This is a genomic window from Amycolatopsis sp. WGS_07, assembly GCF_045278895.1.
In the GTDB taxonomy this organism is placed as follows: domain Bacteria; phylum Actinomycetota; class Actinomycetes; order Mycobacteriales; family Pseudonocardiaceae; genus Amycolatopsis.
Genome location: NZ_CP136053.1, coordinates 9376372 through 9396223, shown reverse-complemented (window position 1 = coordinate 9396223; position 19852 = coordinate 9376372). Strand labels below are relative to the sequence as shown.

General features: G+C 71.2%; 19 protein-coding genes. 15 read left to right on the top strand and 4 right to left on the bottom strand.

Going from position 1 to position 19852, the window contains the following annotated elements; translation table 11 throughout:
- Positions 1-74: 74 nt before the first annotated feature.
- Complete coding sequence (locus tag RPX00_RS44150) at positions 75-1109, bottom strand: TRM11 family SAM-dependent methyltransferase (RefSeq protein WP_406634868.1); 1035 nt, start codon at positions 1107-1109, stop codon at positions 75-77.
- 25 nt (positions 1110-1134) lie between these two features.
- Between RPX00_RS44150 and RPX00_RS44145 the strand changes: the two genes are divergently transcribed.
- From RPX00_RS44145 to RPX00_RS44085, 13 genes are all read left to right on the top strand, one after another.
- A complete protein-coding gene (locus RPX00_RS44145; protein WP_406634866.1) occupies positions 1135-2145 on the top strand; it encodes a DHH family phosphoesterase in 1011 nt (336 codons plus the stop codon).
- Between the two features lie 347 nt (positions 2146-2492).
- Positions 2493-3830 carry an MATE family efflux transporter gene (locus RPX00_RS44140; protein ID WP_406634864.1) on the top strand — a complete coding sequence of 446 codons (1338 nt, stop codon included), beginning with the start codon at positions 2493-2495 and terminating at the stop codon, positions 3828-3830.
- A 57-nt stretch (positions 3831-3887) separates the two neighbouring features.
- Positions 3888-4709 (top strand): PhzF family phenazine biosynthesis protein, encoded by an 822-nt coding sequence (locus RPX00_RS44135; RefSeq protein ID WP_406634862.1) that lies wholly within the window; start codon positions 3888-3890, stop codon positions 4707-4709.
- 112 nt (positions 4710-4821) lie between these two features.
- Positions 4822-6138: a nitrate/nitrite transporter gene (locus tag RPX00_RS44130; protein ID WP_406643300.1), complete on the top strand. Its 1317-nt coding sequence runs from the start codon at positions 4822-4824 to the stop codon at positions 6136-6138.
- Positions 6139-6282: 144 nt separating this feature from the next.
- Positions 6283-7197 (top strand): tRNA pseudouridine(55) synthase TruB, encoded by a 915-nt coding sequence (gene truB / locus RPX00_RS44125; RefSeq protein ID WP_406634860.1) that lies wholly within the window; start codon positions 6283-6285, stop codon positions 7195-7197.
- 40 nt (positions 7198-7237) lie between these two features.
- Positions 7238-8203 (top strand): bifunctional riboflavin kinase/FAD synthetase, encoded by a 966-nt coding sequence (locus RPX00_RS44120; protein WP_378299349.1) that lies wholly within the window; start codon positions 7238-7240, stop codon positions 8201-8203.
- 161 nt (positions 8204-8364) lie between these two features.
- The gene (locus RPX00_RS44115) at positions 8365-8838 is read left to right on the top strand and encodes an XRE family transcriptional regulator (protein WP_406634858.1); all 474 of its coding nucleotides are present in this window, start codon (positions 8365-8367) and stop codon (positions 8836-8838) included.
- A 3-nt stretch (positions 8839-8841) separates the two neighbouring features.
- Entirely contained in the window at positions 8842-9321 is a 480-nt protein-coding gene (thpR, locus tag RPX00_RS44110) for an RNA 2',3'-cyclic phosphodiesterase (RefSeq protein ID WP_406634856.1), read from the top strand.
- Between the two features lie 164 nt (positions 9322-9485).
- The gene (gene rpsO, locus RPX00_RS44105; RefSeq protein WP_009080476.1) at positions 9486-9755 is read left to right on the top strand and encodes a 30S ribosomal protein S15; all 270 of its coding nucleotides are present in this window, start codon (positions 9486-9488) and stop codon (positions 9753-9755) included.
- Between the two features lie 236 nt (positions 9756-9991).
- A complete protein-coding gene (locus RPX00_RS44100; RefSeq protein ID WP_406634854.1) occupies positions 9992-12241 on the top strand; it encodes a polyribonucleotide nucleotidyltransferase in 2250 nt (749 codons plus the stop codon).
- Between the two features lie 237 nt (positions 12242-12478).
- Positions 12479-13843, top strand: coding sequence for a M16 family metallopeptidase (locus tag RPX00_RS44095; RefSeq protein ID WP_378299342.1), 1365 nt, complete (start codon positions 12479-12481; stop codon positions 13841-13843).
- The gene (gene dapB / locus RPX00_RS44090) at positions 13840-14589 is read left to right on the top strand and encodes a 4-hydroxy-tetrahydrodipicolinate reductase (RefSeq protein ID WP_406634852.1); all 750 of its coding nucleotides are present in this window, start codon (positions 13840-13842) and stop codon (positions 14587-14589) included. Before RPX00_RS44095 ends, dapB begins: the two co-directional genes overlap by 4 nt.
- Complete coding sequence (locus tag RPX00_RS44085; protein WP_406634850.1) at positions 14586-15035, top strand: hypothetical protein; 450 nt, start codon at positions 14586-14588, stop codon at positions 15033-15035. Before dapB ends, RPX00_RS44085 begins: the two co-directional genes overlap by 4 nt.
- Positions 15036-15531: 496 nt before the next feature.
- On the opposite strand, the gene RPX00_RS44080 is transcribed toward RPX00_RS44085, so the two are convergent.
- Positions 15532-16047 carry a hypothetical protein gene (locus RPX00_RS44080; protein ID WP_406634848.1) on the bottom strand — a complete coding sequence of 172 codons (516 nt, stop codon included), beginning with the start codon at positions 16045-16047 and terminating at the stop codon, positions 15532-15534.
- Between the two features lie 153 nt (positions 16048-16200).
- On the opposite strand from RPX00_RS44080, the gene RPX00_RS44075 reads away from it, so the two are divergent.
- Complete coding sequence (locus RPX00_RS44075; RefSeq protein ID WP_406634846.1) at positions 16201-16677, top strand: GtrA family protein; 477 nt, start codon at positions 16201-16203, stop codon at positions 16675-16677.
- Here RPX00_RS44075 and RPX00_RS44070 read toward each other — a convergent pair.
- On the bottom strand, positions 16667-17221 hold the full coding sequence (locus RPX00_RS44070) for an N-acetyltransferase family protein (RefSeq protein ID WP_406634844.1): 555 nt from the start codon (positions 17219-17221) through the stop codon (positions 16667-16669). The two genes, RPX00_RS44075 and RPX00_RS44070, sit on opposite strands and share 11 nt — an antisense overlap.
- A 50-nt stretch (positions 17222-17271) precedes the next feature.
- On the opposite strand from RPX00_RS44070, the gene RPX00_RS44065 reads away from it, so the two are divergent.
- A complete protein-coding gene (locus RPX00_RS44065; protein ID WP_406634842.1) occupies positions 17272-18486 on the top strand; it encodes a winged helix-turn-helix domain-containing protein in 1215 nt (404 codons plus the stop codon).
- A 490-nt stretch (positions 18487-18976) separates the two neighbouring features.
- On the opposite strand, the gene RPX00_RS44060 is transcribed toward RPX00_RS44065, so the two are convergent.
- The gene (locus RPX00_RS44060) at positions 18977-19846 is read right to left on the bottom strand and encodes a DUF4097 family beta strand repeat-containing protein (RefSeq protein WP_406643298.1); all 870 of its coding nucleotides are present in this window, start codon (positions 19844-19846) and stop codon (positions 18977-18979) included.
- Positions 19847-19852: the final 6 nt, after the last annotated feature.

Genomic DNA, 19852 nt, shown 5'->3' with positions numbered 1-19852 from the left:
GCGCGCACTGTCCGGCCTTCACTCAATTCGGTGAATGTGGCGAGCGCGCGGTAACGACAGTTCCGCGCGCGATTTCAGACTGGCTTTCCCGCCACCACGAGATCGCGCACGATCGCCTGGTCCACCCGGTGCGCCAGCTCCTCGTACGGCCCGCCGGACCGCACCGTCAGCCCCGCCCGCTCCAGGATCGCCACCAGCTCCTCCCGCGGCAGCACGTGCGTGTTCCACGAGATCCCCATCGCCCCGCCGGGCCGCAGCACCCGGTTCCACACCGGAACGGCCGCCGCGAGGAGGTCGCGCGGACTGCGGGCCAGGCCGGTCTCGCGGTGGCTGCCGTGCTGCACGCCGTACGGCGCGTCGGTCACGACGAGATCCACGGACGCCGGACGCAGGACCTCGTCGGTGGTCAGGGTGTCCGCGTTGAGACAGCTGAGCCGGCGCGTGCGGCCTGCCTTGTAGTCGTCCTTGTCGAACGCGTACTCGATGTCCAGCCGGCGGCCGAGGCGGACCTTGTTGCGGCGCAGCTGCCCGGCTTCGGCGGTGTGCTTCACGCGCTTCGTGCGCAGCCACGTCTTCACGAACTGTTCGTACGCTTCGAAATCGCGCTCGTCGACGTCGAGGCCGGTGGCGTCGAAGCCGTACATCACGGCCTGGTTCAGCGTGGTGCCGCGGCCGCACAGCGGGTCGAGCACATGCAGTTCGCGGTCCGGCCAGTCCGCGGGCCGCGCGGTCGCCAGCAGGGTGAGGTTGAGCAGCAGTTTGGTGAACTGCTCATTGGTCTTGCCCGGGTACTTCTGGATGGTCAGCAGGTCGGAGTCGGCCTTCGCCAGCGGACGCACCGCAACCGGCCGCAGCACGCCGTCGCCCAGTTCGAACAGGGCGTACAGCGAGGACAGGTTCGACAGCAACGCCAGATCGCGCTCGCCGAGCGGAGCCGCGCAGGCGAATTTCACGTACCCGACCCCGCCGAGTTCGATCTCTTCGATCGCCGACACCTCGGCGGAAAGGCCAGCGCCGAAGGCCGCCAGTTCGGCGCGCAGCAGCGCCGGCGACGAGGCGGCGTACACGCGGTTGGCGGAAGGCAGAACGAGGATCACATACTCAGGCATCCCGGAGAGCGTAGCGTGACACTTCGTGACAGCTTCCCTGGTGCAGGACATCGAGGCCGCCGCCGCACTGCTGGCCGAGGCTACCGACGTGACGCTGCTCGGACACGTGCGCCCCGACGCCGACGCTCTCGGCAGCGCGCTGGCTCTCGGCCACGTGCTGCACCGCCGCGGCGCGCGCGTGCGGGTCTCTTTCGGCGAGCCGGACGAGGCCCCCGAAACACTGGCCTGGCTGGACGTCGACGGGCTGATCACCCCCGTTGACGCCCTCCCGCCGACGGACGGCCTCCTGGTCGCGCTGGACACCCCGACCCTGGCCCGCCTCGGCAGGCTCGCCCCGCGCGTCGCCGCGGTCCGGGACGCGGGCGCGCCGGTCCTGGTCGTCGACCACCACGCGACGAACGGCCGCTACGGCACCCACCACGTCGTGGACGAGACCGCCGAGGCGTCGGCGATCCTGGTCACGCGAATCATCGAGGCGATGGGCGTCGAACTGGACGCCGCGGCCGCGCGCTGCCTGTACGCCGGGGTCGTCACCGACACGAGCGGCTTCCGCCGGGCAAGCCCCGAAACCCACCGGATCGCCGCCCGCCTGCTGGAAGCGGGAGCGGACCCGGGCGAGGTGGCGCGCCGGATCGTCGACGATCACCCGTTCGCGTGGCTGCCGATGCTGTCGACGGTCCTGTCCGAGGCCCGGCTGGAACCCGAAGCGGCACAAGGATTCGGCTTCGTCCACACGGTAGTGCGCGCGGCCGCCGCGGCGACGGTACGGCTCGAAGAGGTCGAGTCGGTGATCGACGTGGTGCGTGCGACCCGGGAGGCCGGAGTCGCGGCGGTGCTGAAGGAGGCCGGGCCTGGTCCGGTGTGGACGGTCTCGCTGCGCTCCGCCGGCGACATCGACGTGTCCGCGGCTGCCGCGGAGTTCGGCGGGGGCGGCCACCGGATGGCGGCGGGCTGCACGGCGGAGGGCCCGGCGGAGGAGGTGCTGGACCGGCTGCGCGACGCGCTGGGGAGGGCACCGCTGCTGCGAGCTTCCTGACCTCGGGCGGTCCGCTGTACCCGGAAGCGCACCGGCGGCGGTGGGCGCTGAACGGCTGTCTACGGCGGGGAGAACGAGGTGCGGCCCGGAGCCTGGTCGGCCGCTCGGCTGGTGCTGATCAGCGGTGTGCCTGCACTCCGGCGAAAATGTCCGCCCAGCTCGCCGCGCTCCTGGCCATGCCCGCAGCCAACGCCGAACAGCCCTCCCGCATCGCAGAAATCTTCCGCGACGGCCGGTGAATTCCCTTGCCCCACAACAACATTCCCTAGCGACATCACCCTTCTCAGCTAACGCCCACCCCTCCGGCCCGCGCAGAATTGTCGGTGCCGGTAGCTAGTCTCATCCACGTGTCCGAAAACCCCACGACCACCGCCGTAAGCGGTGACCGCATCCCGCCCCGCCGAGTGTTCGGGCTCGCCGTGCCCGCGCTCGGCGTGCTCGCCGCCGAGCCGCTCTACGTGCTGGTCGACACTGCCGTCGTCGGCCATCTCGGCGCGTTGCCGCTCGCCGGTCTCGCGCTGGGCGGCGTCGTGCTGTCGCAGGTCTCCACGCAGCTCACCTTCCTGTCCTACGGCACCACCTCGCGCACCGCGCGGCTGCACGGCGCGGGGCGGCGCGCCGACGCGGTCCGCGAAGGCGTGCAGGCCACCTGGCTCGCCGTGCTGGTCGGGCTGGTGCTGCTCGTCGCGGGGCAGCTGCTGGCCGGCCCGATCGCCCGGGCGCTCTCCGGCAGCGACGAGATCGCCGCGGCGGCGGTGTCCTGGCTGCGGATCGCGTTGTTCGGCGCGCCGCTGATCCTCGTCACGATGGCGGGCAACGGCTGGATGCGCGGCGTGCAGGACGCCACTCGTCCGCTGCGCTATGTCTTGGCGGGCAACGGAATCTCGGCCGTGCTGTGCCCGGTGCTGGTGTACGTCGCCGGCCTCGGGCTGGAGGGGTCGGCGATCGCGAACGTCGTCGCGCAGGTCGTGTCCGCGTCGATGTTCGTCGCGGCGCTGGTGCGGGAAAAGGTGCCGTTGCGGCCGGATTTCCCGGTGATGCGGGCACAACTGGGCCTCGGCCGGGATCTGGTGCTGCGCAGTTTCGCGTTCCAGGCGTGCTTCGTGTCCGCCGCCGCGGTGGCCGCGCGCACCTCGACCGAGGCGGTCGGGGCGCACCAAGTGGTCCTGCAGTTGTGGACGTTCCTGTCCCTGGTGCTCGATTCGGTCGCGATCGCCGCGCAATCGCTCATCGGCGCGGCGCTCGGTGCGGGGGCGGCGAGGCAGGCGCGCGGGGTGGCCACGCAGATCACCGGATACGGCCTGGTCTTCGGGTGTTTCCTCGGCGTGCTGTTCGCGGCGTTGTGGAGCGTCCTGCCGCACGCGTTCACGTCCGATCCGGGAGTGCTCGGCGAAATCCCGCACGCCTGGTGGTTCTTCGTGGCGCTGCAGCCGATCGCGGGCGTGGTGTTCGCGCTCGACGGCGTCCTCCTCGGCGCGGGCGACGCCGCCTTCCTCCGCACCGCGACGCTCGTCAGCGCCGGTCTCGGCTTCCTGCCGCTGATCTGGCTGTCGCTCGCGCTGGGCTGGGGATTGAGCGGGATCTGGACCGGATTGTCGCTGTTCATGGTGTTCCGGCTGGCGGCGGTGGTGGCGCGGTGGCGGTCCGGGCGGTGGGCCGTGGTCGGCGCGGTCAGGGAGGCTTGATGGCATAACGGAGAAACCGGGTCGCCGCGTCCGCCCGGCGGATGCGAGGGTGGGCGCATGCCGAAGTTCACCCAGGTCGACGTCTTCACCGACGAACTCGCCCGAGGCAACGCGCTCGCTGTCGTGCACGGCGCGGACGAGCTGTCCGACGAGCGGATGGCCGCGTTCGCCAGCTGGACGAACCTCAGCGAGACCACGTTCCTGCTGGAGCCGTCCGACCCGTCCGCCGACTACCGCGTGCGGATCTTCACCCCGGGACGGGAGCTGCCGTTCGCCGGGCATCCGACGCTCGGGTCGGCGCGGGCGTGGCTGGCCGCTGGGGGAGTGCCGAAGGCAGGGCACCTCGTGCAGGAATGCGGTGCCGGGCTGGTCCGGGTGCGCCGCGACGGCGACCGGCTGGCGTTCGCCGCGCCTCCGCTGCTTCGCGGCGGCCCGGTGGACGACGCCGACCTCGCCGCAGTGAAACGTGGCCTGCACCTCGGCGACGGCGACGTCCTCGACGCGCGCTGGGCGGACAACGGACCCGGCTGGGTCGCGTTGCTGCTGCGCGACGCGGCGACCGTGCTCGCGGTCGAGCCGGACTTCGGTGCGCTCGGGTCGTTCAAGGTGGGCGTCGTGGGCGCGCAGCCGGCTGGTGCCGACACTGCGTTCGAGGTCCGGGCGTTCAGTGACGTCGTCGAAGACCCGGTCACCGGCAGCCTGAACGCGTCGCTCGGCCAATGGCTGATCGGCGACGGAATCGCGCCTGAGTCGTACGTCGCGGCGCAGGGCACGCGGCTCGGCAGGCGCGGGCGGGTGCACGTCGAACGAGACGGCGACGACGTGTGGGTCGGCGGCGACACGGTCGTCGGCATCCGGGGCGAAGTCGATCTGTGGTGAAGCACACCCCGGTTACGGCTATGTATCGAGGTTGCTGAGGCGATACAACTATCGAGGCGGCAGCGTCGTCGTCCTCCTCTGCCCGACGCTCGCCTGCTCTCTGGAGGAACCCTTGTCGCCCGCCGGCCGCGCCCCTGTCCGGTCCTGGCTCATCTGGCTCACCGCGGTCACGGTGTACCTGCTCGCCGTTTTCCACCGCACCTCGTTCGGCGTCGCCGGGCTGAAAGCGGCCGAACGCTTCGGCGTCGGGTCCGCCGCGCTCGGCATCTTCACCGTCCTGCAGGTCGGCGTCTACGCGGCCATGCAGATCCCGACCGGCGTACTGGTCGACCGCTACGGCCCGCGCCGCGTGCTCACCGCCGCCGTGCTGATCCTCGGTTCCGGGCAGCTGCTGCTCGGCATCGCCGACACTTACGCGCTCGGCCTGGTGGCTCGCGGGGTCCTCGGCCTCGGCGACGCGCTCACGTTCGTCAGCGTCCTCCGCCTAGTCGCAGCTCATTTCCCAGCCCACCGGTACGCGCTGCTCGCGTCCTTCACCTCCTGCGTCGGCTACATCGGCAACCTCGCCGCGACAGTCCCGCTCACCCTGCTCCTCGACGGTCCAGGATGGACAGTCACCTTCCTCGTCGTCGGCGCGGTGACGGTGCTGTACTCGGTGCCGGTCGCGCTGCGCGTCCGCGACTCCCCGGAAGGCGCGCCGGAACGCAAACGCGAACCCGTGCGTCCGGCGGAACTCGGCAAGCAGGTCCTGCTGGCCTGGCGGACCCCCGGCACCCGCTTGGGTTTCTGGGTGCACTTCTCGACGATGTTCGCGCCGAACGTGCTGACCCTGTTGTGGGGGATGCCGTTCCTGGTGCAAGGCGAGGGTCTGCCCCCGGCGACCGCGAGCGCGCTGCTGACGGTCTTCGTATTCGGCTCCATGGCCGGCGGCCCGCTGCTGGGCGCGGTGATCGGCCGTGCCCCGGCGCTGCGCGTGCCGCTGGTCATCGGCTACCTCGTCGGCGCGGCCGCAGTGTGGGCGGTACTGCTCGGCTGGAACGGCCACGTCCCGGTCGCGGTCCTCGTCCCAGCATTCGCCTTCCTCACCCTGGGCGGACCGGCGTCGATGATCGGCTTCGCCATCGCCCGCGACTACAACCCGCTGTCGCGCGTCGGCACCGCGACCGGAGTGGTGAACGTCGGCGGCTTCCTGGCGACCACCGTCACCGCCTTGCTGATCGGCGTCCTCCTCGAGGCGACCGGCGGCAACTTCCGGATCGCGCTGCTGGTCGTAGTAGCCGTGCTGGCGGTGGGCGCGTCACGGATGCTGGTGTGGTGGCGCCGGGCCCGCGCCCAGGTGTTCGCCGCGGAAGCACGCGGGGAAGAAGTCCCGGTCCGCATCCGGCGGCACCGCTGGGACCGCGCCCCCGAAGAGGCCGTAGCCGCCTGACGCAGCCGCTCGTGAGTGGCAGTGCCGGTGAGAACCGGCATCGCCACTCACGACAACCCAGCCCAGCCGCTACCACCGTCCCGCCCCCGCGCCCGCCCGAACCACCCGCCGCCCGCGAATCCCCGGCTGGGTAGGGTTTCCGCCGTGTCTCGCCCGAAAGAACCGCGTCGCCCCGCCCCGCCTCCCGGACTGCTCATCGTCGACAAACCGGCGGGCATGACCTCGCACGACGTGGTCGCGCGGGCGCGGCGGATCATGGGCACCCGCAAGGTCGGCCACGCCGGCACGCTCGACCCGATGGCGACCGGCGTGCTGGTGCTCGGCATCGAACGCGCCACCAAACTCCTCGGGCACCTCGCGCTCGACCGCAAGACCTACCTCGCCACCCTGTCGCTCGGCCGGTCCACCACCACCGACGACGCAGAGGGCGAACCGCAGACCGACGCCGCGCCGGAAACGCTCGCCGCGGTCACCGATCAGCAGATCGCCGACGGCATCGCCGCGCTGACCGGCGACATCCAGCAGGTGCCCAGCGCCGTCTCCGCCGTCAAGATCGACGGCAAGCGCGCCTACGCCCGGGTCCGCGCGGGAGAAGACGTCGTGCTCCCGCCGCGCCCGGTGACCGTGCACCGGTTCGACGTTCTCGGCCTCCGGCGCGAGGACGACCGGATCGAGATCGACGCGATCGTCGAATGCTCCTCCGGCACCTACGTCCGCGCGCTCGCGAGGGACCTTGGCGCCGGGCTCGGCGTCGGCGGGCACCTGAAAGCCTTGCGCCGCACCACAGTCGGGCCGTTCACGCTCGCCCGCGCGCGCACGCTCGACCAGCTCGAAGAGAAACCCGAGCTGTCCCTCGACCTCGACGCCGCCGTCGCCGCCGCGTTCCCGCGCCGGGATCTGGACGCGGCCACCGCCAAGGCGGTCCAGTACGGCAGGCGCATCCCGGCGGGCGGAATCGAGGGCACCTACGGCCTGTTCGCGCCGGACGGGCACGTGCTCGCGCTCGCGTCCGACACCGAGGGAGTGACCCGTTCGGTGGTAGTCCTGCTGCCCGCATAGGGTGGGGGCAAAGGCACCGGCTCGGGGAAAGTTGACAACTGTGCAGCGCTGGCGTGGGCTCGGGGACCTCCCGGGCGGCTGGGGACGGTGCGTGGTCACCATCGGCGTGTTCGACGGGGTGCACCGCGGGCACCAGGAACTGATCAAGCGCACCGTGGCGACGGCCGCCGAACGCGGCGTGCCCAGCGTGGTGCTCACCTTCGACCCGCATCCGTCCGAGGTGCTGCGCCCGGGCAGCCATCCCGCGCAGCTCACCACGCTGCGGCGCAAGGCCCAGCTGGTCGAGGGGCTCGGCGTGGACGTGTTCTGCGTGCTGCCCTTCACCCTGGAGCTGTCCCGGCTCAGCCCGCACGAGTTCGTGCACGAGGTGCTGGTCGACCGGCTGCACGCGGCCGCGGTGCTGGTCGGCGACAACTTCACCTTCGGGGCCAAGGCCGCGGGAAACGTCGCGCTGCTGCGCGAACTGGGCCGCCGCTTCGGGTTCGTCGCCTACGGCGCGGAACTGCAGGGCCGTTCGCTCGACGACGACCGCGGCGCCAACGACATCACCTTCTCCTCGACCTACGTGCGCTCGTGCATCGACGCGGGCGACGTGGTGGCGGCGTCCGACGCGCTCGGCCGCCCGCACCGGCTCGAGGGCATCGTCGTGCGCGGCGACGGCCGGGGCCACGACCTCGGCTACCCGACGGCCAACCTGTCCACCGCGCGGTTCGCCGCCGTGCCCGCGGACGGCGTCTACACCGCGTGGTTCAGCAAGCTGTCCGATCCGGACCGGCGGCTGCGCGCGGCGGTGTCGGTGGGCACGAACCCGACGTTCTCCGGCCGCGAGCGCACCGTCGAGGCGTTCGTGCTGGACGTCGACGAGGACTTCTACGGCCAGCACGTCGCGCTGGACTTCGTCACCCGGTTGCGGGATCAAGCGAGGTTCGGCGCGTCGGCCGATCTCGTGAAGAAGATCGACGAGGACGTGGCCCGGACCAGGGAAGCGCTCGGCTCGGACGGCTGAGCGGCCGGGTCCGGGAACGGGCCGACCTGGGGCGAATCGGGCGTTCCGGCCCGGCGAGGGCGTCCGGAGTGGCAAGATGGGCCGGCGGCGCCGGGCCGGAGGAGCAAGTCCCGCGGCCGGCGTGCGGCGGCGGGACGACAGCGCTAGGGGAGCGGAGCTAGGTGGAGGACCACAAGATCGTCCAGCGGAACATCGCGCTGCAGCGGGAGTGGTACGGGGAGCCGCTGGGCGATCGGGTGCGCAGGCTGGTGGTGGCCTTCGACGTGTCGCAGGCGTTCCTGGCCGAGGTGCTGGGGATCAGCGCGCCGATGCTGAGCCAGGTGATGAGCGGGCGGCGGGCGAAGATCGGCAATCCGGTGGTGCTGGCCCGGATGATCATGCTCGAGCGCAAGATCCTGGTGCCCGAGGTCGCCGCGGGCGACCGCGACGCGATGCAGGCCGCGCTGGAGGACGTGCGCGATTCGCGGCCCACCGTCGGCCGCGACAACATCCCGGTCAACTCGGACGAGAAGATCGTGCTGGCCGGCATCCGGGACGTCGCCGAGGACGAGAACCTCGCCGAGGCGGCCAAGCTGCTCGACGACGACTTCCCGGCGATCGCCGACCTGCTCCGCCGCGCCGGAGCCGGCCAGTAGCCGATGCGGCTGTTCTCCGCGCTGCGCCCGCCCGCCGACGTCGCGGCGGAGATCGCCGGTGCGCTCGGCTCCCGGGACCGCGAGCTGCGCTGGAGCGACCCGGCGGGCTGGCACATCACGCTGGCCTTCTACGGCGAGGTGGATCCCGCCGAAACCAGCGCCTTCCTCGGCCGGGCGCTGAACGGCCGGAAATCCGTTGACGTCCAGCTCGCCGGTTCGGGAACATTTCCGGGAGTGCTGTGGTTGGGAGTGGCGGGGGAGGACGTCGCCGATCTCGCCGCGGCCGCGGGCGCCGACGACGAGGACCGCCCGTACCGGCCGCACCTCACGCTGGCCCGGTACCAGCGCCCGCGCCCGCCCGACGGCTGGGCGGAACGGCTCGCCGGTTTCCGCAGCCGGGCCTGGACCGCGGACCGGGTCGAGCTGATGGGCGGCGGCAGCCCGTATCGCACGCTGCGGACTTGGCCTCTGCACCGTGCGTGACGCGGTGCTGCCCAGCTAGCCGTACGCGCCGGAAGCCGCAGTTCAACCGGCTGGTAACCTCATTGACCGGGTCCGGCTGCAGTCCGTGGCGGCCGTGACCGTCTCACCCGGCCGCGTGGCGCGGTGCGGGCCTCACGGCACGAGATGCACAAGGAGCACCACCAGTGGCGCTGTCCACCGAAGAGAAGAAGACGATCCTCGCCGAGTACGGGCTGCACGACTCGGACACCGGATCCCCCGAGGCCCAGGTCGCGCTGCTGACCAAGCGGATCATCGGCCTCACCGAACACCTGAAGACCCACAAGCACGACCACCACTCCCGTCGCGGTCTCCTGCTGCTGGTCGGCCGTCGCCGCCGGCTGCTGAACTACACGGAAAAGGTGGACGTGGCGCGGTACCGCGACCTGATCAAGCGTCTCGGCCTGCGCCGATAGCGTGCTGACGAGGGGAGCGGCTTCGGCCGCTCCCCCTCGCCGCAAGCACACCCCCACACGGCGCGAGCGCGCTGGAGGAACGATCTCGCCGGTCCTCGGTAGTGGTTCCCGGGCAACGGACCCGGGGGCTTCGATCGAAGACCGGCCTCACACCTCCTCGAGCGTTCTCGGGCGAACCGGGTCCCACAGTGGGAGACTCGCGCTGCTGCGATGGAACCAAAGAGGAGATTGACCATATGACCGACTCCACCGGAGTCACCGTGTTCGAGACCGAAGCCGTTCTGGACAACGGCCGGTTCGGCACCCGCACCGTCCGGTTCGAGACCGGCAGGCTGGCCAAGCAGGCCGCCGGCGCCGTCGTCGCGTACCTGGACGAAGAGACCATGCTGCTGTCGGCGACCACGGCGTCGAAGCACCCGAAGGAGCACTTCGACTTCTTCCCGCTGACCGTGGACGTCGAGGAGCGGATGTACGCCGCCGGCCGCATCCCGGGCGCGTTCTTCCGCCGCGAGGGCCGCCCGTCGACCGACGCGATCCTCACCGCCCGCCTGATCGACCGCCCGCTGCGCCCGTCCTTCGCCGACGGTCTCCGCAACGAGATCCAGGTCGTCATCACCGTCCAGAGCCTCAACCCGGACGACCCGTACGACGTGCTGGCGATCAACGCCGCGTCGGCCTCTACCCAGATCGCCGGCCTGCCGTTCTCCGGCCCGGTCGGCGGCGTGCGCGTCGCGCTGATCGAGGACCAGTGGGTCGCGTTCCCGACCTGGCCGCAGCTCGAGAAGGCCACCTTCAACATGGTGGTCGCCGGCCGCATCGTCGGCGACGACGTCGCGATCATGATGGTCGAGGCCGAGGGCACCGAGCACACGCTCGACCTGATCGAGGCCGGCGGCACCGCGCCGGACGAGACCACCGTCGCGCAGGGCCTCGAGGCCGCGAAGCCGTTCATCCGCGTGCTGTGCGAGGCGCAGCAGCGCCTGGCCGCCGACGCCGCGAAGCCGACCGGCGAGTTCCCGCTGTACCCGGCCTACCAGCCGGACATCTACGAGGCCGTCGCCGCGATCGCGTCCGACGAGCTGGCCAAGGCCCTGCAGATCGCCGGCAAGCAGGAGCGCGACGCCGCGACCGACGAGGTCAAGGCCGCCGTCCTGGAGAAGCTCGGCCTCGGCGAGGGCGAGGCCTTCGAGGGCCGCGACAAGGAGGTCGGCGGTGCGTTCAAGGCGCTGACCAAGAAGATCATGCGCACCCGCGTGCTCACCGAGAAGATCCGGATGGACGGCCGCGGCCTGACCGACATCCGCCAGCTCTCGGCCGAGGTCGCCGTGGTCCCGCGGGCGCACGGTTCGGCGCTGTTCGAGCGCGGCGAGACCCAGATCCTGGGCATCACCACGCTGAACATGCTGCGCATGGAGCAGCAGATCGACTCGCTGTCGCCGGAGACGACGAAGCGCTACCTGCACCACTACAACTTCCCGCCGTTCTCCACCGGCGAGACCGGCCGCGTCGGCTCGCCGAAGCGGCGCGAGATCGGCCACGGCATGCTCGCCGAGCGCGCCCTGGTCCCGGTGCTGCCGAAGCGGGACGAGTTCCCGTACGCGATCCGCCAGGTCTCCGAGGCGCTGGGCTCCAACGGCTCCACCTCGATGGGCTCGGTCTGCGCGTCCACCATGGGCCTGTACAACGCCGGCGTGCCGCTGAAGGCCCCGGTCGCGGGCATCGCCATGGGCCTGGTGTCCGACGAGGTGGACGGCGAGACCCGCTATGTCGCCCTCACCGACATCCTCGGCGCCGAGGACGCGCTGGGCGACATGGACTTCAAGGTCGCCGGCACGAAGGACATCATCACCGCGCTGCAGCTGGACACCAAGCTGGACGGCATCCCGTCCGAGGTGCTCGCGGCCGCGCTGAAGCAGGCGAAGGACGCTCGCCTCACCATCCTGGAGGTCATCGCCGAGGCGATCGACGGCCCGGACGAGATGAGCCCGTACGCCCCGCGCGTCACGTCGGTGAAGATCCCGGTCGACAAGATCGGCGAGGTCATCGGGCCGAAGGGCAAGATGATCAACTCGATCACCGAGGAGACCGGAGCCGACATCTCGATCGAGGACGACGGCACGATCTACGTGGGCGCGGCCGACGGCCCGTCGGCGGAGGCGGCGATCGGCAAGATCAACGCCATCGCCAACCCGCAGCTGCCGAAGGTCGGCGAGCGCTTCCTGGGCACCGTGGTGAAGACGGCCGCGTTCGGCGCGTTCGTCTCGCTGCTGCCGGGCAAGGACGGCCTCGTGCACATCTCGAAGCTGGGCAACGGCAAGCGGATCGCGAAGGTCGAGGACGTGGTGAACGTCGGCGACAAGATCCGCGTCGAGATCGCCGACATCGACAACCGCGGCAAGATCAGCCTGATCGTGGTCAAGGAAGAAGACGCGGCGAAGCCGGCCGAAGGCGACGCCGCCCCGGCGGAGGCGGCCGAAGCCAAGTAAGGCTCGCCCCGCAGTTCCGTCGAGGGCCTCCTGACCCGAACCCGGTCGGGAGGCCCTCGCTGCGACCCAGCCCGCCCCGGCGCTTCGCCGCTCACTTCAAGCGAACCGCGGGATCGCGTCGGCGTTTGGAGGAGCAGTGTGCACGGCCCCCGGGCCGGGTGCGCTGTTCCTCCAAACGCCGACTTGAAGGCGATCCCGCCGCGACGGCGGAGCCGGCGCAATCAAACAGAGGTTTCATTGGCTCCGCAGGTTTCCGGGCACGAGCAGCCCGTCGGCACCACCCGTACGCTCGAGTCCACTTCGGACGGTGCGGTCGTCAAACGAAGCGTGCTCCCCGGCGGTCTCCGGGTGGTCACCGAGCACGTCCCGGCTTCCCGGTCCGCGACAGTCGGCCTCTGGGTCGGCGTGGGTTCGCGCGACGAGCCGCTCGCCGTCGCCGGTGCCGCGCACTACCTGGAACACTTGCTGTTCAAGGGAACCAGCCACCGCGACGCCACCCAGATCGCGGAGGAAATCGACGCGGTGGGCGGCGAATTCAACGCCTTCACCGCGAAGGAGCACACCTGCTACTACGCGCAGGTGCTCGACGCGGACCTGCCGCTGGCGCTCGACCTCGTCACCGACGTGGTCTTCGAAGCGCAGTGCACCGACCGCGACATGGACATGGAACGCAGCGTCGTGCTCGAAGAGATCGCGATGCGCGACGACGATCCCGAAGACCTGCTGCACGAAACGTTCGTCACCGCGATTCTCGGCGACCACCCGCTGGGCCGTCCGGTGCTGGGCACGGAAAAGTCCATCACCGAGATGTCGCCGGTCGCGCTGCGCGGTTTCTACCGCCGCCGCTACACCCTGCCGCGCATGGTGCTCGCGGTCGCCGGAAACGTCGAGCACGGCCAGGTGCTGCGGCTCGTCAAGCGTGCGCTGAAGGAACGTCTCGGCGGTACCGCGACCCCGGTCGCGCCGCGATCCGGCCGGGCGCGGCTGAAGACGGTGCCGAAGCTGGCGCTGCACCCGGACGACACCGAACAGGCGCACGTGATGCTCGGCTTCCGCGCGCTGCCGCGGCACGACGAGCGCCGGTTCACGCTGTCGGTGCTCAACGCGGCGCTCGGCGGCGGCATGAGTTCCCGGCTGTTCCAGGAGATCCGCGAGCGGCGCGGGCTCGCGTACCAGGTGTACTCGTCGGTCGCGAGCTACGCCGACCTCGGGCACATGTCGGTGTACGCGGGCTGCCAGCCGGAGCGGCTGGGCCAGGTCGCCGGCGTGATCCGCGAGGTGCTCGACTCGGTCGCCGCGGACGGGCTGTCCGACGCCGAGGTCGCGCGCGCCAAGGGGCAGCTGCGCGGCGGGCTGGTGCTGGGGCTGGAGGACACGTCCTCGCGGATGTCCCGGATCGGCAAGAACGAGCTGAACTACGCCCGGTACCTGGGCGTGGACGACACGATCGCGCGGATCGACGCGGTCACGACCGAAGACGTGTGTGCGCTCGCTCGCACTCTGCTGCGGCGCCCCGGCGGGGTGTCGTCCGCGGCGGTGGTGGGGCCGTACGCTCACGCCGACGACCTGCCCGACGATCTGCACGAGGTGATCGCGTCATGACCGAGTCCCCGATCCGCGTCGGCGTGCTGGGCGCACGCGGCCGCATGGGTGCGACCGTGGTGAAAGCCGTGGAAGGCGCCGCGGACCAGGAACTGGTGGCCGCGCTGGACGCGGGCGACGATCTCGCCGCGCTGGAGAACGCCCAGGTGGTCGTGGACTTCACCCATCCGGACGCGGTCATGGACAACCTGCGCTGGCTGATCGAGCACGACCGGCACGCGGTCGTCGGCACCACCGGGTTCAGCGAGGAGCGGCTGGCCGAACTGCGCGGGATGCTGGCGGACAAGCCGAAGCTGGGCGTGCTGATCGCGCCGAACTTCGCGCTGGGAGCCGTGCTGGCGATGCGGTTCGCGGCGCAGGCGGCGAAGTTCTACGCCTCCGCGGAGATCATCGAACTGCACCACAACCGCAAGGCCGACGCCCCGTCCGGCACCGCCGCGCACACCGCGCGGATGATCGCCGCCGCTCGCGCTTCCGCCGGGGTCACGCCCGGTCCGGACGCCACGACGTCCGAAATGGACGGTGCCCGCGGCGCGTCGGTCGAGGACGTCCACGTGCACTCGGTCCGGCTGCCCGGCCTGGTGGCGCACGAGGAAATCCTGTTCGGCGGCGAGGGCGAGACCCTGACCATCCGGCACGATTCGCTGGACCGCACGTCGTTCATGCCGGGCGTGCTGCTCGGCGTGCGTTCGGTGGTGTCGCGTCCCGGCCTGACGGTCGGCCTGGAGAACGTGCTCGACCTGTGAAAGCCCGCAATTTCGCGCTGCTGATGACGGCGGCGCTGGTGGTGTACCTGGTCCTGCTGGCGAGCCGGGCCGTGGCGCTGCTCGAGACCGGGACGCCGACCGGGATCGCGCTCGGCGTCGGAGTCTTCCTGCTGCCGCTGCTCGGTGTGTGGATCGTGGTGGTGACCTGGCGGTCCGGCATGCAGATCCAGCGGCTGTCGCGGCAGCTGGACGCCGAGGGCGGGCTGCCGGACGTGTCGGACCTGCCGCGCCGCCCGTCCGGCCGCGTGGACCGAGACGCCGCGGACGCGTGGTTCGACCAGCGGCGCGCGGAAGTCGAGGCGGACCAGGAGAACTGGCGGGCCTGGTACCGGCTGGCATACGCGTACGACATCGCGGGGGACCGGCGGCGCGCGCGGGCGACGATGCGCAAGGCGATCGAACTGGAAGCCGCGGAACGCAAGTAGTGGTCACGATCCGGCGCTCCGCAGTGTGGCCGAGGACCGCGGTGACCCGGGCGTAGCCGCCCATCCACGCGCCGGTGTGCCGCACGGACAGCCGTTCGGAGAGCGCGTCGACGACCCGGTTGAACTTCGCGGTCAGGTCGTCGTTCCCGCCCGCCGAGAACAGCGGCTGCCCACCGGCGGCGTCGTAGTTGCCGCGGCCGGACCAGGCTCCCGCGAGGTGCTGCTCCGAACTGCACCCAGTGTCCGTGACGCACGCTGTCGTCGGCGAACCAGGTAGCTGCTCGGTCCGAGGAGTCCAGTGCGGAGATGACCGCGTCCAGAGAGGCGGGCGGCTCGCCGGTGGCCGGGCCGACCTTCAGCCCGCCGACGCCGGGGACCTTCACCTCGCCCTCGACCCGGCCCTGGCCCGGCCATCGCCGTCACTGGAGATCGAACTGCCGGAGTTTGCGCTCGGAGAGGCAGACCAGTTCGCGCATCACGCCATCTTGGCAGGGAATTACTGCAGCCAGCCGGCGAACATCGCCGGCGAAGCCGCCAGCAGGCTGAACCGCACCCACCGCCCCGCGAGCCCCGCGGCGAGGAACGTCGACAGCCGCATCCGCACCATTCCGGCCAGCACGCTCGTCGCCATGAACGGCGGCAGCCCGACGAGCGAGCTGACCCCGTAGGTGCCGGTCATCCAGTGCGGATGGCGCTGGCAGCGTTCGCGCAGCGCCTCGATCTTGCCGCGGATCGCCTTGGTGCGCAGTTGCCAGCGGACCCGGCGCGGGGTGAGCGGGCGTTCGCGGTGCAGCCGGTCGTGCAGGAATTTCGGGAGCCGGATCGAGCCGCGCGCGGCCAGGTAGTACAGCAGTTTCCCGGCGATCTGCCCGACCGCCACCGCGCCGCCGAGCCACAGCCAGTGCACGCTCTGCTGGCTCGCGCACAGGCCGATGACGAAGAGTTCGGCGTTGACCAGCGGCACGATCGCCGAGCCGAAGGCGACGCCGAGGGTCAGGAGCACCCATCCCATCGCGTCACCCCCGTTCCTGGCCCTGCTCACTCCAAGCTAGCAGCCGTCACGAAAAGATCACGGGGGTTAACCCCACTCTTTCCCCTGGCGCCAACCCCAGAAGATCACCTGGCGGACCGGTCGCGGACACCTTCCGCTGCCAGGATCGGACAGGTGCCTGGGGTGCCGATCGCCGACCGTTTCGCCGGACTGTGCGCCGCCGTCGTGCGGATCCTGCCGTTCGGATTGTCGCGGATCGTCGCGCCGAGTTTCCTCGGTTTCGCGGTGATCAACGGTTTCACGTTCGGCGTTGACCTGTTGCTGCTGACTTTGTTCCACGGCGGGCTGAAGTGGCCGGTGTGGCTGTCGATCAGCCTCGCGTACGTGGCCGCGTTCGGGCTGAGCTTCGTGCTGAACCGCGCGCTGAACTTCCGTTCGCACGCGCCGGTGGGCCGTCAGGCGGTGCTGTACGTGATCGCGATCGCGGTGAACTACGTGGCGTTCCTGCTCGGCCTGGGGGCCGGATTGTCCGCGCTGGGCATGGAATACCACCTGTCGCGGCTGATCGCCGGGGCGTGCGAGGGCGTGTTCATGTACTCGGTGATGCGCTGGGTCGTCTTCGCGAAGCGCGAAGAACCGGTCAATGCGTGAGTTCTAGCTCCAACGTGCCGGTGAGCCGGACTTCGCGCAGGGTGCCGCGGCCGGTGTCGAGCGTGCGGACGGTGCCGTCAGGGGACCAGCCCGCTCGGCGATAGAACCCGAGCGTCGCGTGGTCGGATTGCGCGACCCAGGTGATGCCGCGGCTCAGCCCGTTCGCGCGCAGATCGGCGGCGGCGGTCGCGAGCAGCCGTCCGGCATGCCCGCGGCGGCCCCAGCGCGGTTCGACCACCAGCGACGCGATCAACCCGGGGGCATCCTCGGGCTGGGACCCGTCGGCCGCGGCGGCTTCGTCCTGCGGAGCCGGCCCCGCGACGCAGTAGCCGACCGTGAACGAGCCTTCAGTGGCCAGGTAGACGCGGGAATCGGGGTACTCGATGGTCTCCGCCCAGGTGCCCTCGAGATCGGCCTTGTCGAGTTCGTCGATGGCTTCGGCGCCCAGAAGGTCGGCGTAGGCCGCCCGCCAGGTCAGCCGCTGGATGCGGGCGATCTCCGCGGCGTCGGACGGGTTCGCGGGACGGACTTCGGCGGCACTCACGCGGGCAATGTACCGAAACTGTCGGGGGTGGCTGGCACCATGGCGGAATCATGCAGAAGATCAGCCTTTCCGCCGCCCGCCGCACCGCTCTGGCCGCGCAGGGGTTCGCCGACCCCCGCCCCGCTTCGGCCCCGACCCGGCGGCACCTCGCCAAGGTGCTGTCGCGGGTCCAGTTGCTGCAGCTGGATTCGGTCAACGTCGCCGTGCGTGCGCACTACATGCCGCTGTTCTCGCGTCTGGGCGCATACGACCCGGCGTTGGTCGACGACGCCGCGTGGAGCCACCGCGCGCGGAGGCCGAGGCTGCTGGTGGAGTCGTGGGCGCACGAGGCCAGCCTGCTGCCGATCGAAGACTGGCCGCTGCTGCGGTCCGGCGCGAAACGCGACGGCTGGTGGCGGAACTACACCCGCGTGGTCGACACCGTGCCCGGCCTGCTCGACGACGTGCTGGCGGTGGTGAAGGAACACGGCCCGATCGGCGCCGGAGCGATCGAGAAGGCCCTGGAGACCGAGGCGGTCCGGCGCGGGCCGGGGGCGTGGTGGGAACGCTCGGTGGTGAAGAAGGCGTGCGAGTACCTGTTCGGCGTCGGCCAGTTGAGCACCGGGACCCGGCGGTCGTTCGAGCGGCTGTACGACCTGACCGAGCGGGTGGTGCCGCCGGAGATCTTGTCCCGCAAGGTTTCCGCGGAGGAAGGGGCGCGCGGCCTGATCGACCGGTCGGCGCGTGCACTGGGCGTGGCAACGGAAACCGACCTGCGCGACTACTACCGCCTCGGCCCGGACGTCTCCCGGAAAGCCGTGCAGGAGCTGGTGGAGGAGGGCGTCCTGGAGCCAGTCCAGGTCGACGACTGGCGCGCGGTCGCGTACCGGCACGCCGAAGCACGCACGCCGCGGACAGTGTCCGGGCGGGCTTTGCTGTGCCCGTTCGACCCGCTGATCTGGGAGCGTGCACGGACGGAGCGGTTGTTCGGCTTCCGGTACCGCATCGAGATCTACGTGCCGGAACCCAAGCGGGTGCACGGGTATTACGTGTTCCCGTTCCTGCTGGACGGGGAGCTGTCGGCGCGAGTGGACCTGAAGTCCGACCGAGCGGCCGGAGTGCTGCGGGTGCAGGGCGCGTTCGCCGAGCCGGGTGTGGACCAGGCCCGGGTAGCGACGGAACTGGCCGGGGAACTGCGAACGATGGCCGAATGGCAAGGCCTGGACGGCGTGGCCGTGGGGGAGCGAGGCGATCTGGCGAGGGCGTTGCGGCGCGCGGTGAAGTGAGCTGGGGCTCGTGAGTGGCGATCACGGTTAGAACCGGGATTGGCGCTCACGACTCCCGCGCGGAAGCTTTTGCCGCGGCGGCTGTGGTTTGGCGGTCGCGGAAGCCTTTGCCGCGCCGGGCGTGGTTTGGCGGGGCGCGGGGGCCCGGGCGACTGCGACTGTGCTTGGCGAGGGTGGAGGCCTGGCACGGCCGGGAATTCTCGCTGCTGCTTGGCGTGGCGGGGATTCCTCGCGGCGGCGCGGCGCGCGCAGGGAGGTTCGTGGTGGCTGTGGCCTGCCCCGCAAGGAAGCCCTCCGCGGTCATGCCGTCGCCCGCGGCAAACCCCGCAGCGGCATGCCTTGGCGCGCAAAGGAAGTCCCGCACAGCACGAAGCGGCGGGCCACCCGGATTTCTCCGATGCGGCCCGCCGCCTCCCCTTGCATCCGGCTGCTCGGCGCCCTGGGATGTGCGGTGTCGGCCAGAACAGCCGGGATGTCGCGTGCGGAACCGTCAGCCGGCCGCGCGGGTTACCACGGCGTTGCCGGTTCCGGTGCGGGCTCGGACCTTCAGCGCGACCGCACCCTCCGGCGGCGTGTCCGAGACATCAAGTTCGCTCGAAACCCGCCCGGCTGCCGATGCCAGTTCCACTTCCGCCCGTACTCCGCCCCGGATGCCGACGCGGACCTCGCCGGAGCCGGTGATCAGTTCGAGTGAGCCGGAAGCGGCGTCGGCTACCGAGAGGTCTCCGCTGCCGGTGCGGGCCATTACGTCGCCCTCGACCGCGCCCAGCCACACGTTTCCGGTGCCGGTGCCGAGCGTCGCCGGGCCGGAGATCGACGCCGCTTCGACCGAGCCGCTTCCGCTGCGCAGTTGCAGTCCGGCCAGGGTCGGGCCGAGTTTCACCGCTCCGGTGCCGGTGCGGATGGTGGCCACGCCGTCCGCTCGTTCCAGTGACACCTCGCCCGATCCGGTGAGGATGTCCGCGCGGCCGGCGGCCCCGGTCACCGTGACGTCCGCCGAACCGGCGCGCACTTCGAGGTGCGACCCGGCCGGTGCGTGGACCGTCACCGCGACCGGCACGTTCCGCAGCTGCCACGCCTTCGCCGCCCGCACGACGACCCGGTTGCCGGTCTTCTCGATCCGCGCCTGCCGCACCGCGTCCGCGACCGAAAACTCCGGCATGCCGCCGAGCTGTTCCCCGAACTTCTCGCCGACCCACGACAGCAGGCTGCTGACCCCGTTCACCCACGATGGCTGTTCGCCCGCATCGTGCTGCAGCCGCACGGTCACCCCGGATTCCCGGCCGAGCACAACCTCGACCCGCCCGATCGTGACTCCAAGGTCCAGCTCGACCGGACCGTCGGCCTCGAAGTCCTGCAGCCGTAC

Bases quoted from the DNA above. Each gene is read 5' to 3' on its own strand.
- RPX00_RS44150 (WP_406634868.1), bottom strand. From the start codon at position 1,109: ATGCCTGAGTATGTGATCCTCGTTCTGCCTTCCGCCAACCGCGTGTAC.
- RPX00_RS44135 (WP_406634862.1), top strand. From the start codon at position 3,888: ATGCCGAAGTTCACCCAGGTCGACGTCTTCACCGACGAACTCGCCCGA.
- thpR (WP_406634856.1), top strand. From the start codon at position 8,842: ATGCGGCTGTTCTCCGCGCTGCGCCCGCCCGCCGACGTCGCGGCGGAG.
- RPX00_RS44100 (WP_406634854.1), top strand. From the start codon at position 9,992: ATGACCGACTCCACCGGAGTCACCGTGTTCGAGACCGAAGCCGTTCTG.
- dapB (WP_406634852.1), top strand. From the start codon at position 13,840: ATGACCGAGTCCCCGATCCGCGTCGGCGTGCTGGGCGCACGCGGCCGC.
- RPX00_RS44080 (WP_406634848.1), bottom strand. From the start codon at position 16,047: ATGGGATGGGTGCTCCTGACCCTCGGCGTCGCCTTCGGCTCGGCGATC.
- RPX00_RS44065 (WP_406634842.1), top strand. From the start codon at position 17,272: ATGCAGAAGATCAGCCTTTCCGCCGCCCGCCGCACCGCTCTGGCCGCG.